Annotated in this window: 13 protein-coding genes; 2 read left to right on the forward strand and 11 right to left on the reverse strand. The window is 68.0% G+C overall.

Going from position 1 to position 13,349, the window contains the following annotated elements:
• Positions 1-70 precede the first annotated feature (70 nt).
• Genes ABNQ39_RS15990 through ABNQ39_RS16000 form a run of 3 tightly spaced genes read right to left on the reverse strand, consistent with a single transcriptional unit; the run spans position 71 to position 3,353 of the window.
• A complete protein-coding gene (locus ABNQ39_RS15990) occupies positions 71-826 on the reverse strand; it encodes a GntR family transcriptional regulator (RefSeq protein ID WP_376961558.1) in 756 nt (251 codons plus the stop codon).
• On the reverse strand, positions 823-2,229 hold the full coding sequence (locus ABNQ39_RS15995) for an amidase (protein ID WP_376961560.1): 1,407 nt from the start codon (positions 2,227-2,229) through the stop codon (positions 823-825). Before ABNQ39_RS15995 ends, ABNQ39_RS15990 begins: the two co-directional genes overlap by 4 nt.
• Positions 2,226-3,353: an MFS transporter gene (locus ABNQ39_RS16000; RefSeq protein ID WP_376961562.1), complete on the reverse strand. Its 1,128-nt coding sequence runs from the start codon at positions 3,351-3,353 to the stop codon at positions 2,226-2,228. Before ABNQ39_RS16000 ends, ABNQ39_RS15995 begins: the two co-directional genes overlap by 4 nt.
• 95 nt (positions 3,354-3,448) lie before the next feature.
• Between ABNQ39_RS16000 and ABNQ39_RS16005 the strand changes: the two genes are divergently transcribed.
• The gene (locus ABNQ39_RS16005; protein WP_376961564.1) at positions 3,449-3,802 is read left to right on the forward strand and encodes a hydroxyisourate hydrolase; all 354 of its coding nucleotides are present in this window, start codon (positions 3,449-3,451) and stop codon (positions 3,800-3,802) included.
• 6 nt (positions 3,803-3,808) lie between these two features.
• Here ABNQ39_RS16005 and ABNQ39_RS16010 read toward each other — a convergent pair whose 3' ends face one another.
• Genes ABNQ39_RS16010 through ABNQ39_RS16025 form a run of 4 tightly spaced genes read right to left on the reverse strand, consistent with a single transcriptional unit; the run spans position 3,809 to position 7,777 of the window.
• Positions 3,809-4,645, reverse strand: coding sequence for an ABC transporter permease (locus ABNQ39_RS16010; RefSeq protein WP_376961566.1), 837 nt, complete (start codon positions 4,643-4,645; stop codon positions 3,809-3,811).
• Positions 4,646-4,660: 15 nt separating this feature from the next.
• Entirely contained in the window at positions 4,661-5,518 is an 858-nt protein-coding gene (locus tag ABNQ39_RS16015) for an ABC transporter permease (RefSeq protein ID WP_376961568.1), read from the reverse strand.
• A gap of 35 nt (positions 5,519-5,553) precedes the next feature.
• Positions 5,554-6,600, reverse strand: coding sequence for an ABC transporter substrate-binding protein (locus ABNQ39_RS16020; protein WP_376961570.1), 1,047 nt, complete (start codon positions 6,598-6,600; stop codon positions 5,554-5,556).
• 58 nt (positions 6,601-6,658) lie between these two features.
• Positions 6,659-7,777: an ABC transporter ATP-binding protein gene (locus ABNQ39_RS16025; RefSeq protein ID WP_376961572.1), complete on the reverse strand. Its 1,119-nt coding sequence runs from the start codon at positions 7,775-7,777 to the stop codon at positions 6,659-6,661.
• Positions 7,778-7,981: 204 nt separating this feature from the next.
• Between ABNQ39_RS16025 and ABNQ39_RS16030 the strand changes: the two genes are divergently transcribed.
• Positions 7,982-9,415, forward strand: coding sequence for an amidase (locus ABNQ39_RS16030; RefSeq protein ID WP_376961574.1), 1,434 nt, complete (start codon positions 7,982-7,984; stop codon positions 9,413-9,415).
• A gap of 36 nt (positions 9,416-9,451) precedes the next feature.
• Here the strand turns inward: ABNQ39_RS16030 and ABNQ39_RS16035 are convergent, their stop codons facing one another.
• The 4 genes from ABNQ39_RS16035 to ABNQ39_RS16050 all read right to left on the reverse strand — a co-directional run bounded on the left by ABNQ39_RS16035 (position 9,452) and on the right by ABNQ39_RS16050 (position 13,211).
• The gene (locus ABNQ39_RS16035) at positions 9,452-10,345 is read right to left on the reverse strand and encodes a LysR family transcriptional regulator (protein ID WP_376961576.1); all 894 of its coding nucleotides are present in this window, start codon (positions 10,343-10,345) and stop codon (positions 9,452-9,454) included.
• A 50-nt stretch (positions 10,346-10,395) separates the two neighbouring features.
• Complete coding sequence (locus ABNQ39_RS16040) at positions 10,396-11,616, reverse strand: MFS transporter (RefSeq protein WP_376961578.1); 1,221 nt, start codon at positions 11,614-11,616, stop codon at positions 10,396-10,398.
• Between the two features lie 100 nt (positions 11,617-11,716).
• The gene (locus ABNQ39_RS16045) at positions 11,717-12,766 is read right to left on the reverse strand and encodes an NAD(P)-dependent alcohol dehydrogenase (RefSeq protein ID WP_376961580.1); all 1,050 of its coding nucleotides are present in this window, start codon (positions 12,764-12,766) and stop codon (positions 11,717-11,719) included.
• Between the two features lie 49 nt (positions 12,767-12,815).
• Positions 12,816-13,211, reverse strand: a complete 396-nt coding sequence (locus tag ABNQ39_RS16050) for a (R)-mandelonitrile lyase (protein WP_109049118.1) — start codon at positions 13,209-13,211, stop codon at positions 12,816-12,818.
• Positions 13,212-13,349 lie beyond the last annotated feature (138 nt).

Raw genomic sequence — 13,349 nt, forward strand, 5'->3', positions numbered from 1 at the left:
CTGGGGAGAGGGGCGGGGTGAGGGGGATGCACAGGATGGATTCTCGGTAAAGGGCCGCCGCGAAACCCCCTCACCCTAACCCTCTCCCCGGGGGGGAGAGGGGATTTCTGGGCGAAGCGCAGGCGGCGGCCACCACCTCGCCGGTGCGGCCGACATGGTGCATGAACAGGCGCTGGGCGGTCTCGCCGTCGCGGGCCTCCATCGCCGCCAGGATCTCGCGGTGCTCCAGCACCGATTCCTTCCAGCGGCCCTGGGCGCCCAGCGCGAAATAGCGCGCCCGCGCCAGACGGCCGAGCAGCCGCTCATGTGCGTCCACCAGCGCCGGATTCTTGGCGCCCGACACAATCAGCCGGTGGATCTTCTGGTTGATGGAGAAATACTCCTCCAGCGCGCCGGCCCCCTGCAAGGCCTCGATCCTGTCCTGGAAGCCGCGCAGGCGGCGCAGGTCAGCGGCGGTCATCCGTTCGGCGGCGAGCTTCGCCGCGAAGCTCTCGATGCAGCCTTCGGCCTCGAACAAATGGATCAGTTCGTCGGCATCGAGGGGGGCGACGATGGCGTTGCGGTTGGGCCGCAGCATCACCAGCCCGTCGGCCGCCAGCAGCTTCAGCGCCTCGCGCAACGGGGTACGGGAGATACCGAGCTTTTCGCTCAGCTCCGGCTCGATCAGCCGGGCCGAGGGTGGCAGTTCGCCGTAGATGATCATGGAGCGCAGGCGTTCCACCGCCATTTCCGCCAGCGGCGGCGGCGGCACCATCCGGCGCCGCCGGGGGGCGGCTTCGGGAGCGGTGCTGGAAACGTCGCCCGGAGCGTTGTTGTCCATGGTCATCCGGCCAGTCCTGGCCCGCCACCGGCGAGCAGCGTTTCGATGAAGGCGGCGAAGCGCAGCACCTGCCGGTCCTGCCCGCGCGGGGCGACGATTTGCAACCCGACCGGCAGACCGGCACGGCCGGTGCCGCAGGGCAGGCTGAGGGCGGGAACCTTGGCGTGGTTGAACAGCGGGGTGAAGACTGCATGCGCGCGTGGCGCCACCGCCTGACCGCCGATGGTCTCCGGCCCCAGCCGGTCGAGCGGCCATGCCACGCACGGCGTCGTCGGGCCGATCAGCAGGTCCACGCCGGTGAAGAAGGCGGCGAGTGCGCGGGCCACCTCGACGCCAAGCAACTGCGCCGCCGCGACCTCCGCTCCCGTCAAGGTCAGTCCCCGTTCGATCTGCACGGCGATGTCGGGATCGAACCGGGTCGGATCGCGGCGGAAGGCATCGCCGTAGAGAGCGGCCAGCCCGGCATGCTGCAAGGGCATCAGCGCCGTTTCCGTCACCCCCGCCGGCCAGGGCGGATCGCGCCGGACGACGCAGACTCCCGCCCGTTCCAGCACCTCCACCGCATGTTCGACCGCCTGCCGCACATCCTCGTCGATCGGCGCATCCAGGCCGAGGCGGGGGCTGTAGGCAACGGTCAGGCTTTCGGGCGGTCGGGTGTCCGCCGGGGCGACGGCGATGGACTCGGGATCGCGCGGATCGAGGCCGCACAGCGCCTCGAACATCAGTGCCGCGTCGGCGACGTCGGCAGCGATGGGGGCCATCACGGCAATGCCGGTGAAGGGTTCGCCGAAGCCCGGTCCGTAGGGGATGGCGCCGAAGGACGGCTTGAACCCGACCGCGCCGACATGGGCGGGAGGGCGGCGGCTCGACCCGCCGGCATCGGTGCCGAGCGCCAGCGGCACCAGCCCCGCCGCCACCGCCACGGCCGGTCCGCCGCTCGACCCGCCGGGGGTCAGGCTCGGGTCCTGCGGGTGGTGCGTCGGTCCGAACAGCGGGTTGGTTGTGACGCCCTTGCAGGCGAATTCGGAGCTGTTGGTCATGCCGACGATGACGGCGCCGGCGGCGCGCAGCCGTTCCACCGCGATGGCGTCGGCCGGAGCGTGGAAGTCGGCGAACAGGCGCGATCCCTGGGTGACGCGCCGGCCGGCGACCCAGATGGTGTCCTTCACCGCGACCGGAACCCCGGCCAGCAGCGGCGTTTCCCCGGCGGCCAGCCTGCGGTCGACCGCATCCGCTTCGGCCAGCGCGTCGGCCTTGTCGACGGAGACGAAGGCGTTCAGCGCCGGATTGCCGGCGGCGATGCGGGCCAACGCCGCTTCCGTTTCGGCACGGGCGCTGCTGCGTCCGGTGCGCACGGCTTCGGCAATGGCGGTGGCGCGTGGGGCGGCGGCGCGCGGGGAAGTGGTCATCGCTTGTCCTTCAGAAGGCTGAGGCCCGACAGCGCCGCCAGCAGGCCCACGGCGATGTAGCCGGTGGCGAGGTCGCTGACCGCGGCGGCGGCGACCAGCAGGATCGGCCCGGCGATCAGCCCGGCGAAGCCGCCGACCATCACCGCCCCCGTCGCCTCGCCGATGCGGCCGGCGGGGGCAAGCCGTGCGACCTCGGCCACGAACACGCCGTTCCAGCCGCTGGCGGTCAGTCCGAACAGGAAGGTCGCCAGGGTCAGCGCCGGGAAGGGCAGGGCAGCGCCGGCCCATCCCACCAGGATCGACGCCGCGGCCATGCCCAGCCCCAGCAGCCCGACCAGCCGGCGCGGCGCCATCCAGCGCGACGCCACCACGCCCCAGCCGAGCCGTCCCACCAGCCCGCCGGCCTGCCCGGCGGCCAGCGCCACCCCGGCCGATACATGCTCCAGCCCCAGCTCCGTCACGGCGAAGACCACGAAAAAGCCGTTCAGCGTCAATTGGCTGGCGGAATAGGGCATGGCTGCCAGCGCCATCCGCCGCAGCGCCGGGTCGCCGCGCAGCAACTGCACCGCCGTGCCCAATCCGAAACCGGCGGCGGCGTTGCGGGTCAGCGGGTCATAGACGGGCCGCAGCCGCTCGAAGACCGGAATGCAGGCCAGCGCCAGCATGGCGATGACCGCGTAGCCGGCGCGGGGATCCAAGGCGACGGCCAGAAGCGGCAGAGCCAGCGATCCGGCGATGGCGCCGATCTGGTTGCCCGTCTGGCGGACGGAGAACACCATCGGCCGGTCGGCTTCCCGGACCAGCCGGCCGAGGATCGCGGCGCTGGCCGGCGTCTCGGGTCCGCAGGCAAGGCCGATGGCGACACCGGCGGCCAGCAGCCCCGCGGCGCTCCCGCCCGTCATCGCGCACAGCATGGCGGCGGCGACCGCCACCGCGCAGAGGCTGGCGATCCGGAACGGTCCGAGACGCCCGGCCAGCACGCCGCCATAGAGCGACGCCGCCATGCCGACCGCGAAGCCGGTGGTGGTGAACAGGCCGAGCCCCGCCGGGTCGATCCCCAATCGGGGTGCCAGCACCCCCGGCGCGAACAGGGCCAGCGCGACCAGCGCCTGCAAACCGGTCATGCCGACCAGTGCCGGCAGCAGCGGGGGGAGCAGTGGCGCTGGCGTTGCCGTTGCCGTCTCGGCTACCATTTCGGCGAACCGAAGACGGAGGCGGCATGGCCGGCGGAATTTCGATCCATGGCGTGGATGTGGCGCGCGGCGTCGCCGCCCAGGGCATGCTGGTGGAGCTTCTCGCGCTGACCCCGGAACGCCGGCTGCTGGCGGCGGGCGAGCTTGGCGCCAACGGGCAGCTCGACCACCCGACCGTGCGCGGCGACGGCATCGAAGCCGGCCCGCACGAGGTGCTGTTCCATGTTGGCGACTGGCTGCGGGCGGCGGGCTATGCCGAGGAGCAGGCCCGCTTCCTCGACATCGTTCCGTTCCGCTTCGTCGTCACCGACCTCGACCGCCATCTGCATCTGCCCTTCAAGTTCACCCCCTACGGGGTTTCCCTCTTTCTCGGTGTGTGACGGGGGTCAGGTCAACCTTTTGGAGAGGCCGGCGACACGTTCCATCACCAGCATCAGGCCGATGGTGACGACGATCAGCACGCCCGACAGCGCGGCGACGGTCACGTCCAGCCGGCCTTCCAGATCCTGCCACATGCGGATCGGCAGCATGTCGGTGGCGGCGTCGCGCAGGAACAGCGAGACGGGGACGTTGTCGAAGGACGCCATGAAGGCGATGAAGCCGCCCGCCATGATGCCGGGCCGGATCAAGGGCAGGGTGACGCGGCGGAAGCCGTACCAGCGCCCGGCGCCCAGGCTGGACGAGGCCTCCAGCAGCGACGGGTTCATCTGGGCGAGCGACGCCACCGTGTTGCGCACCACGAAGGGCACGGAGACGACCGTATGGCCGATGATGAGCGTCAGCGGCGACACCGGCACCCCGATCATCGAGAAGAACATCAGCGACGACAGGCCGAAGGCCAGCGCCGGCAGCACCAGCGGCGACAGGAACAGGCTGTCCAGCACCTTCGCCGTCAGCGTGGGCGAGCGGGCGATGCCCAGCGAGGCGGAAACCCCCAGCAGGACCGACAGGCCGGTCGCCCAGGCAGCCACCTTCAGGCTGTTCATCATCGCGAACTGAAGCTGCCAGGCGTTCCACAGCTCGGCGTACCAGCGCAGCGAATAGCCGGGAGGCGGGAATTTCAGGGAATAACCGCTGGTGAAGGACACCCAGATCACCACCACGGTGGGGGCGACCAGCAGGACCAGCGCCATCAGCGCGATGCCGGTCATGACGATGCGGAAGCTGAGCGCATCGAAATCGATGCGGCGGCCGCCGGAGACCGGCTTTGCGTGGTCGGACATCGATGCCTCCCCGGATCAGGCGTTGGCATAGCCGCGCGACAGGCGGCCGAGAGCGTTGAAGATCGACACCACCACCAGCACCGACACCAGGAAGACGATGGAGATCGCCGCGGCGAAGGGCCAGTTCTGCAGGGTCGAGGCCTGCTGGTAGATGTACATCGGCATGAACAGCATCTGACCGCCGCCGATCAGGCTCTGCGTGATGAAGGCGGTGATCGCCGCGGCGTAGGTCAGCAGACAGCCGGCGACGATGCCCGGCAGCGACAGCGGCAGGATCACCTTGCGGAAGGTCCGCCAGTGCCCGGCCCCCAGAACCGACGAGGCGTCGGCGAAATTCGGGTCGATGCGGCTCAGGGCGGTGATGATCGGCAGCACCATCAGCGGCATCTGCACCTGTGCCAGCGCCACGACCACCCCGCCTTCGGTGTAGAGCAGCTTCAGCGGCGTGTCGATCAGCCCGATCCAGGCCAGCGTGGCGTTGACGATGCCCTGGCGGCCCAGGATGACCACCCAAGCGAAGGTGCGGACCACCACGCTGGTCAGCAGCGGCAGCAGCACCAGAAGCATGATGATCCCCCTGGCCCAGCCGGGGGAGCGTTGGTGCAGCCATGCCACCGGATAGCCCAGCAGCAGGGTCAGCACCGTCACCTTCACCCCCAGCCACAAGGTAGAGCCCAGTACCCCCAGGCTGAAGCTGTCGCCCAGGAAGTTGACATACTGGGTCAGCCCATAATGGCCGCCCTGTGGGTCGGTCTGGAAACTCAGCGCCAGCAGGATCGCCAGCGGCGTAACGAAGAACAGGACGAAGCCCGCCGCCAGCGGAGCCGCGAGCTTCAGGTCGTAGGTGGTGACGTCGCGCAACGTCGCGGCCATGGGGCGCCTCCTCCGGCTGGCGGGCTATTGCGTGGTCAGACGCGGATTTCGCGGTTGAACCGCTCGATCCAGGCGGCGCGCTGCTCGTTGATCTTGCCCCAGTCCTGGAACACGAACTTCTTCGCGATCTCCGCATGGTCCTTGGCCAGCGTCTTGGCCAGTTCGCCCTTGATCGCGACCTTCGTGTTGGTCGGCACGATCAGGTAGGGCTCTTCCATCAGCGTGGCCTGAACCTCCGGCGACAGCGCGGCTTCGATCAGCTTGAAGGCCAGCTCCTTGTTGGGAGAGTTCTTGACGATGTGAATGGTCGTCTTGAATGCGATGGCGCCCTCCTTGGGAATGACGAACTCGACGGGCACGCCGCGTGCCTTCAGGATCTGGATGGCGTTGAAGTTGCCGGGGGAAATGTCGATCTGGCCCTGCTGGAACAGGGTGGCGAGCTGTCCGGGGTTGGCGGCGACGGCGGCAAGGCTGGGGCGCAGCGCCTCGATGGCCTTGAAGGCCGGGTCGATGTTGGCCTCCGACCCGCCATGCATCTTGGCGAGTTCCACCATGAAGCCGGTGCCGAGCGTCGAGTTCAGGTTGGTGATGCCGACGCGGCCCTTGAATTCCGGCTTCCACAGGTCGGCCCAGGAGGTCGGCGGCGTCTTCACCGTCTCCGGGTTGTAGGTGATGCCGACCACCTGGAAGAAGGGCGCCGGCCCCATCGGGACCTGGGCCGCCGGGATCAGGTCCTTGTAATAAGCGCTCTGTTCGACGGGGTAGGGTTCGACCAGATCCTGCGCGATGGCCTGGAGAGCCGGACCCGGATCGTGCAGCATGACGTCGATCGGCGGGTTGGACTTGGCGGCGTTGACCTTGGCGATCTGGTCGACCGACAGCATCGGGTCGAGGACGATGTTGGCGTTGCCTGCCGCCTTGCGGAAGGCGGGGACGAGAACGGCCTTGTGGGCTTCCTCCCAACTGCCGGTGAAGGTCGCGAAGACCAGCGGGCGCGCCTGCGCCCAGGTCAGGCCGGGGAAGGCGTGCATGGCTCCCAGCGTCAGCGCCGTCTGCATCAGATTGCGGCGGGTCAGCAGCATCGTTCACTCCTGAAGGTGAGAGGGGCCTGAAGGTGAGAGGAGGTGGTGAAGTGGAGATTCAGGCCGCGGCGAAGACCGAGGCGAGGCGGGGGGCGACCGGCGCCAGCCGCACCGGGGTGCCGGGCGCCAGCAGGTCGGTCCGCTGGATGCGTGGCTCCGACACCTTGACGGCGGTGCCGTCGCCGACGCGGATCTCGTGGACGACGGTGGCGCCCAGCGGCAGCCCCATCTCCACCACGCCGTTCAGCGTCTCGGCGTCGCCCGCGGCCGCATCGACGCTCAGATGTTCGGGGCGCAGGCAGACGGTGACGCGGGAGCCGGGCTGCAGGTCGCCCTTGGGCGCGCGGGTTTCGATCAGGCCGCCGGCGTCCAGCCGCACCCGGCCGGCGCTGCGGTCGCTGTCGACCAGCACGCCGCCCAGCAGGTTGGCGGACCCGACGAAGGTGTTGACGAACAGGCTGTCGGGCGCGTCGTAGATTTCTGTCGGCGGGGAGAATTGCTCCAGCCGGCCCTGGCTCAGCACCGCGACGCGGTCGGCCATCGACAGCGCCTCCTCCTGGTCGTGGGTGACGAGGATGGTGGTGATGCCGGACAGGCGTTGGATGCGCTTGACCTCGATCTGCATGTCCAGGCGCAGATTCTTGTCCAGCGCGGCGAAGGGTTCGTCCAGCAGCAGGATCGACGGGTTGACCGCCAGTGCGCGGGCCAGCGCCACGCGCTGCTGCTGGCCGCCGGACAGCTGGCGCGGGGTGCGGTCGCCCAGATGGCCGAGCTTGACCAGATCAAGCATGCGCTGCGCCTCGCTGCGCTGGGTGGCGCGGTCGACACCGCGCGCATCAAGGCCGTAGGCGACGTTCTCTGCCACCGTCATGTGCGGGAACAGCGCGTAGTTCTGAAAGACGATGCCGACCGAGCGGCGGTTGGGCGGCAGGCCGTCCACGCTTTTTCCGCCGACCATCACATGACCCTTCGTCTGGGCCAGGAAACCGGCGATGATCCGCAGCAGGGTGGTCTTTCCGCAGCCTGAAGGGCCGAGCAGAGCCACGAGTTCTCCGCCACGGATGTCGAGCGTGACCTCGTTCACGGCGAGCGACGCACCGTAACGTTGGGTGATCCCGTCGAGAAGAAGCGTCTGCCCGCGCGGGGAAGCCGGGCCGATTGGCGAAGCGCTGACCATGGCTTTACCATCCCTTTCGCGTTACCGTTTGATCGCAAACCTCTTTAGCAAACGGCATGCCGATTTTGTCTTTTTCCATATATAGCAATATGATAGCTTTGTTTTCATTCTGGCGGACGGTTTTGCGGAATCCGAGTTGCCGCCATCTTGTGCTGAAGCCGGATGCATATGCCGCTTTTGACGCCATTACGGGGAGATTGAGCGATGTCTGTGCAGAGCGACGTCTTGTGGCGGGACAGCGCGGCGGCCCTGGCGGCGCGCCTCGCCGCCGGGGAGGTTTCGGCCCGTGCGGTGACGGAGGCGCATCTCGAGCGGATCTCGGCTGCCGACCCCGCGCACTGCGCCTTCATCACCGTCGCCGCGGACAAGGCGCTGGCACAGGCAGAGGCGCTCGACGCCGCATTTGCGAAGACCGGCCGCCCGGTCGGGCCGCTGCACGGCGTGCCGGTGGCTGTCAAGGATCTGACCGACACCGCCGGCATCCGCACCACCTATGGGTCGGAACTGTACGCCGACCATGTGCCGGCGGCGAACGACGTCGCGGTGGAGCGGATCAATGCGGCCGGCGGCATCGTCATCGGCAAGACCAACACGCCGGAATTCGGCTTCGGCGCCATTTGCAAGAACCGGCTGGCGGGACCGACGCGCAATCCGTTCGATCCACAGCTGACGTCCGGCGGATCGAGCGGCGGTGCTGCGGTTGCCGCCGCCACCGGCATGGTTCCGCTGGCCCACGGCACCGACTTCGGCGGGTCGGTGCGGATACCGGCGGGCTTCTGCGGCGTCGCCTCGATCCGGCCGACGCCCGGACTGATCCCGGCGCCGAAGCGGCCGCTGGGTTGGGATACGCTGGCAACGCATGGCGTGATCGCACGCAACACCACGGACTGCGCATTGCTGCTCGATGCGATGGCCGGCATGGATCCCGACGATCCGACATCGTTTCTGGCGCCGCTCCGCGACGGTGACGGCAGTGGCCGCGACGGCGGAATGGGTTCACGGCTGGGTGCAACGGTCGATTTCGGCACTGCAGTCGTGTCGCGCGCTGTGAGGGAGCGCTTCGCCGCTGCCGTCGCCCGGCTGGAGGAGGTGGCAGGGCCGGTCGTCCACCGTCATCCGGACTGCGGAGATGCCATGGCGACTTTCCGCACCCTGCGCGCCGCACAGATCAGCCACGCCTACGGCCCGCTGCTAAACAGGCATGGCGACCGGTTGACCGACACCGTGCGGTGGAACATCGAAGCGGGCGGCGGTATCACCGCCCAGTCCTATCTGGAGGCGCAGGCGGCGCGCACCGCGCTGTACCGCCGGTTTGCCGCACTGTTCCGGGACGTCGATGTGCTGGTGGCTCCGGCTTGCGGCGTAATGCCCTGGCCGAACGAGGATGGCGAGGTGACCGCCATCGACGGCCGTCCGACGGAGTCGATCCTGGATTATCTCGGCGTTACGGCCATCGTGACGCTGATAGGGTTTCCGGTGCTGACGCTGCCGGCCGGCGACGCCGATGGGCTGCCCTTCGGCATCCAGCTGATCGCCCGTCCAGGGGAGGAACACCGCTTGATCGGGCTGGGCCGCCGGCTGGAGCGTGACGCCGGCTTCGTCCATCGCTGGCCGCCGAATTGGGCGTTGCCGGACTGAGAAGCCGGCGGTCCGGCCACCGCCGGTCCCGCCCTTTCATTCACGATGGCGCAACGCTTCGACCAGCGCGATGAAGGCTGGCGAGGACTGCCGCCGGCTCGGATAATACAGGTGATAGCTTTCCCAGTAAGGCGACCAGTCTTCGAGGACGCGCATCAGCCGCCCCTGCGCGATGTGGGGGCTGGCGATGTCCTCCGGAACGTAGGCAAGCCCGAAGCCATCCAGGGCCGCCTCCAGAACATTGTGGATGTTGTTGAAGGCCACCTGCCCATCGACGCGGATGTTGACCGTCTGCCCCTCGCGCTCGAACTCCCATGCCCACAGCCCGCCATAGGTCGGCAGGCGCAGATTGATGCAGCTGTGGTGGACAAGGTCCTGCGGGCTGGCGGGGATTGGATTGTCGTCGAAGTAGGCGGGGGTGCCGATCACGGCGAAGCGGACCGGCGGGCTGATCCTGGCCGAGATCATGTCCTTGGCAAGCAGTTCGCCCATCCTGACGCCGGCATCGCACCGCGTGGCGACGATGTCGATCAGCGCGTTGTCGAGAACCAGCTCGACCTTGATGTCGGGGTATTTCGGCAGGATGTCGCGCAGCTTGGGCCAAAGCACATGAGTGACGGCATGGTCGGATGCCGTGATGCGGATGTTGCCGGCCGGTTTCTCGCGAAGCTCGCTGAGCGCGTCGATCTGGGCGCCGATCTCCTCGAAATGCGGACGGATGCCGTTGAACAGACGCTCGCCGGCATCGGTCAGCGATACCGCCCGCGTCGTGCGGGTCAGAAGCCGGATGCCGAGCCGGGCCTCAAGCTGGCGGATGGTGTGGCTGAGCGCCGACTGCGACAGGCCGAACTGCGCCGCCGCCCTGGTAAAGCTCCGTTCACGGGCCACCGCGATGAAGGCCAGCAGATCGTCGACGCTCTCTCGCGGCATTCATGACTCTCCTTCATGTCATTCCGCACATTACAGCGTCGGAGTGGAATTCAGGAATTGGGTTGCTGTCCCCGCCGCATGCCGGCGATTTCGGCGCGGGAGGTGAGAAAAGCCAGCAGGGCGGCAAGAACGAGCAGAACCGCACTGGCGCCGAAAGTGGCGCGATGGCCGCTTGCGTCGAACAGCAGGCCGCCGACAACCGCTCCCAGGGTGATGGCAAGCTGGACGATGGCCACCATCAGGCCGCCACCAGCCTCGGCGTCCCGCGGCAGCGTGCTTGCCACCCAGGTCCACCAGCCGACCGGGGCCGAGGTGGCGAACAACCCCCAGCAGGCGAGCAGCAGCGCCGTCATCGGCAGAGTCCAGTCAACCGCGACGAGCATCAGGGCGATGAGAGCCATCAGTGCCGGAATGACTATCAATGTCCGGTAGAGACCTGTCTTCAGGAATCCGCCGATCAGGGTGGTGCCGACGAAGCCGGCCGCCCCCATCGCCAGCAGCATGAACGACAAGGTGGAAACGTCGACATGGGCGACCTTTTCCAGGAACGGCCGCAGGTAGGTGAACAGGGTGAACTGCCCCATGAAGAAGACGCTGACCGCAATCATTCCCAATGCAACGACGGGGCGGCCCATCAGCCGGAAGACCGTCACGGGGGATGAGCGGCTCTCCGTCCTCATGGACGGAAGACTGACCGACTGCCAGACGAGGACGATTGCGGCGACCGGCACGACCAGAAAGAAGGCGCCGCGCCAGCCAATGAGACCGCCGAGAAAGCTTCCCATCGGTGCGGCGACGACGGTAGCGAGCGCATTGCCGCCGTTGAGGATCGCCAGCGCCCACGGCACCTGATGGTCGGGAACGAGCCGCATGGCGGTGGCCGCCGACATCGACCAAAATCCGCCGATGGCGACGCCGATGAGGGCCCGGCCCGCCATGAAGGTCGGGTAATTCGGTGCAGCGGCCACGATGGTTCCCGACAGGATCATCAGGACGGTCAATCCCAGAAGCAGATGCTTGCGGTCGAGCGAGCCGGCCAGGGACGAGATGAAAAGGCTGGTCAGCATGGCAAAGGCGCCGGATACGGAAATGGCCTGTCCGGCCTGTCCCTCGGTGATGTGAAGTTCCGACGCTATCGGGGTCAACAGGCTGACCGGCATGAATTCGGATGCGACCAGGGCGAAGGCGCCGAGGGACAACGCGAAGACGGCACCCCATGCTGCCGGCTGCGGCACGATCCTGTCGGCATCCGAAGAGTAGTGAGTTTGCATATTTGCCGAAATCCAAGGCAGCAAGCCCCGTCCGGCGGGCCGCTGGGGGCGCGCCGGTTCGGGGGTGCTCGCATTTTCTAAAGGGAGGCGAGAGCCGGGATCAGGCGGACAGGGAGGCGTTGTCGATCACGAAACGGTATTTGACGTCGCCCTTCAGCATCCGCTCATAGGCCGCATTGATGTCACCGGCGCGGATCAGTTCGATGTCCGCGGTGATGCCGTGTTCAGCGCAGAAATCCAGCATCTCCTGCGTCTCGGGGATGCCGCCGATCATCGAGCCGGCGATGGACCGCCGCTTGGTGATGAGGTTGAACACGTTGGGCGAGGGGTGCGGCGTGGCCGGCGCACCGACCAGCGTCATCGTTCCCTCGCGCTTCAGCAGCACCAGGAAGGCGTCCAGATCGTGCGGGGCCGCCACCGTGTTCAGGATCAGGTCGAAGCTCTTGGCATGGGCGGCCATCTCGTCGTCGTTGCGGGATACGACGACCTCATCCGCACCCAGCGCCTTCGCATCCTCCCGCTTGGATTCGGACGTGGTGAAGGCCACCACATGGGCGCCCATCGCGTGGGCCAGTTTGATGCCCATATGGCCGAGGCCGCCGATTCCGACCACGCCGACCTTCTTTCCCGGCCCCGCCTGCCAGTGGCGCAGGGGCGAATAGGTGGTGATGCCGGCGCACAGCAGCGGCGCCACCGCCGCGAGCTGTTCCTCCGGATGCTTGACGTGCAGCACATAGCGTTCGTGGACGACGATCCGCTGCGAATAGCCGCCCAGCGTGTGGCCGGGCGTGTCGTCGGTCGGTCCGTTGTAGGTGCCGACCATGCCGTCGCAGTAATTCTCCAGCCCGGCCTCGCAGTCGTCACAGTGTTGGCAGCTGTCGACCATGCAGCCGACGCCGACCAGATCCCCTTCGCGGAAGCCCTTCACATGGCCGCCGACGGCGGAAACCCGGCCGACGATCTCGTGTCCGGGAATGCAGGGCCACAGCGTGCCGGCCCACTCCGCCCGCACCTGATGCAGGTCCGAATGACAGATGCCGCAATAGGCGATCTCGATCTGCACGTCATGCGGACCGGGAGCCCGGCGAACGATGTCCATCGGCTCCAGCGGTCTGTCGGCGGCATGGGCGCCATAGGCTTTCACAGTCATGGGGCGAAACTCCTCGCTTCTCTCAGCTTCTTTTCCGGGACGGGCGGTGTCAGGCGCCGTATTGCTCGTCCGTCACCTTGTCCATCCAGTCGACCGCCTTGCCGTCCAACTGTTCCTGGATGGCGATATGCGTCATCGCCATGGTGGGCGAGGCGCCGTGCCAGTGCCGTTCGCCCGGCGCGAACCAGACCACGTCACCGGGGCGAATCTCCTCGATGGGGCCGCCCTCGCGCTGGACACGGCCGCAACCGGCGGTGACGATCAGCGTCTGTCCCAGCGGATGGGTGTGCCATGCCGTGCGGGCGCCAGGTTCGAAGGTGACGCTGGCGGCCGTCGTGCGGGCCGGCGGGTGCGGCTGGAACAGCGGGTCGATGCGGACCGTGCCCGTGAACCAGTCCGCCGGTCCCCTGGTGGATGGCTGCGAGCCGACGCGTGTGATGTCCATGGCCTCGATCCTCCGGTCGTTGCCCACCGCGGTGCGGCGGTGGTGGCACCAGAGAAGCTAGTCCACGGGGCTGTCTGCGATTAGTCCCCCAAAGATGCATGGACTTATGAAAGAACTTCATCAATTCCCGTGACGTGT

The organism is Azospirillum sp. A26 (assembly GCF_042604635.1).
GTDB classification, from domain to species: domain Bacteria; phylum Pseudomonadota; class Alphaproteobacteria; order Azospirillales; family Azospirillaceae; genus Azospirillum; species Azospirillum palustre.

Bases quoted from the DNA above. Each gene is read 5' to 3' on its own strand.
- ABNQ39_RS15990 (WP_376961558.1), bottom strand. From the start codon at position 826: ATGACCATGGACAACAACGCTCCGGGCGACGTTTCCAGCACCGCTCCC.
- ABNQ39_RS15995 (WP_376961560.1), bottom strand. From the start codon at position 2,229: ATGACCACTTCCCCGCGCGCCGCCGCCCCACGCGCCACCGCCATTGCC.
- ABNQ39_RS16000 (WP_376961562.1), bottom strand. From the start codon at position 3,353: ATGACCGGTTTGCAGGCGCTGGTCGCGCTGGCCCTGTTCGCGCCGGGG.
- ABNQ39_RS16005 (WP_376961564.1), top strand. From the start codon at position 3,449: ATGGCCGGCGGAATTTCGATCCATGGCGTGGATGTGGCGCGCGGCGTC.
- ABNQ39_RS16010 (WP_376961566.1), bottom strand. From the start codon at position 4,645: ATGTCCGACCACGCAAAGCCGGTCTCCGGCGGCCGCCGCATCGATTTC.
- ABNQ39_RS16015 (WP_376961568.1), bottom strand. From the start codon at position 5,518: ATGGCCGCGACGTTGCGCGACGTCACCACCTACGACCTGAAGCTCGCG.
- ABNQ39_RS16020 (WP_376961570.1), bottom strand. From the start codon at position 6,600: ATGCTGCTGACCCGCCGCAATCTGATGCAGACGGCGCTGACGCTGGGA.
- ABNQ39_RS16025 (WP_376961572.1), bottom strand. From the start codon at position 7,777: ATGGTCAGCGCTTCGCCAATCGGCCCGGCTTCCCCGCGCGGGCAGACG.
- ABNQ39_RS16030 (WP_376961574.1), top strand. From the start codon at position 7,982: ATGTCTGTGCAGAGCGACGTCTTGTGGCGGGACAGCGCGGCGGCCCTG.
- ABNQ39_RS16035 (WP_376961576.1), bottom strand. From the start codon at position 10,345: ATGCCGCGAGAGAGCGTCGACGATCTGCTGGCCTTCATCGCGGTGGCC.
- ABNQ39_RS16040 (WP_376961578.1), bottom strand. From the start codon at position 11,616: ATGCAAACTCACTACTCTTCGGATGCCGACAGGATCGTGCCGCAGCCG.
- ABNQ39_RS16045 (WP_376961580.1), bottom strand. From the start codon at position 12,766: ATGACTGTGAAAGCCTATGGCGCCCATGCCGCCGACAGACCGCTGGAG.
- ABNQ39_RS16050 (WP_109049118.1), bottom strand. From the start codon at position 13,211: ATGGACATCACACGCGTCGGCTCGCAGCCATCCACCAGGGGACCGGCG.